The sequence below is a fragment of the Microcystis sp. M53602_WE12 genome (assembly GCF_030065455.1).
GTDB classification, from domain to species: Bacteria; Cyanobacteriota; Cyanobacteriia; order Cyanobacteriales; family Microcystaceae; genus Microcystis; species Microcystis aeruginosa.
The window spans coordinates 1-1,102 of record NZ_JASJFB010000478.1; the positions used below are offsets into that span (position 1 = coordinate 1).

Consider the following 1,102-nt stretch of genomic DNA (forward strand, 5'->3'; position numbering starts at 1 on the left):
CAATCCTGTCACGATTGAGGGAATTCTCGCTTGTTTATCTAAACTGTTGACTGTGCGGGAACAATTACAAAGAGAAGCTCACCGTCATCAACAACCCTTATTAGCAGAAAATATTCCTAGACTATGGATACTAACTCCTACGGCCAGTCAAAGAATTATAACTGCTTTTTCCGCTCTCAATAACCCAGATTGGGGAGAAGGAATTTATTTTTTACCTCCAGCATTAAATACATCCCTTATTGTCCTGCATCAATTACCCGAAACCCCTGAAACCCTTTGGTTAAGATTATTAGGCAGAGGAGGAACCAGAAGCAGAGCGATTGATGAATTAGAGGCCTTGTCTTCTAGTCATCCCTTTAAATCAGCTTCCTTAAAATTATTATACAATTTGAGTAGAAACTTGCAAGCCTTACCCAAAAGAACCCAGGAGGAGAGTAAATTTATTATGCGTTTAGCCCCTTTATACGAACAAGATAGAGAAAAAGCTATTCAACAAGGAGAAGCTATCGGACTTCAAAAAGGCAGAATCGAAGGCATTCAAGAAGGAGAAGCTATCGGACTTCAAAAAGGAGAAGCCAACCTAGTGCTACGCTTGCTTAACCGACGTTTTGGTGAACTGCCCCCGCATATTACTGAAACTATCCAAAAACTCTCAGTAGAAAAATTAGAAGACTTAGGAGAAGCATTGCTAGACTTTAAGAGTCAAGCTGACTTAATTAATTGGCTGAACTAATAAATAAGCTTTGAAGATGATAAAATAATCATCATCACTGATTTAATAACTTAGGTCTTGACTCGCTTTCTTTGGGATAAATTTAGTGAAAGACTACCTCGAAACCTTTCTCTCTTCTTCCGGTGACGTGAAAACTAGCCTTGATGTGACGGCAGAAACTCAAGAAATCGATGTGTATTTTCGACCGACTTCCCCAGAAATGCCGCCCGAATTAGGCCTATTGGGCAAATTAGCTCAAACCCCTTGTCTATTGGAACCCTATCGCAATCCTGTCACGATTGAGGGAATTCTCGCTTGTTTATCTAAACTGTTGACTGTGCGGGAACAATTACAAAGAGAAGCTCACCGTCATCAACAACCCTTATTAGC

Annotated in this window: 2 protein-coding genes; both read left to right on the forward strand. The window is 40.2% G+C overall.

The features are described from left to right. The coding region (locus tag PX482_RS15915) for a DUF4351 domain-containing protein (RefSeq protein ID WP_288122670.1) at positions 1–733 on the forward strand (733 nt) is incomplete at its 5' end. Positions 734–818: 85 nt separating this feature from the next. Continuing rightward, on the forward strand, positions 819–1,102 hold a 284-nt coding region (locus PX482_RS15920), incomplete at its 3' end, for a hypothetical protein (RefSeq protein ID WP_288122672.1).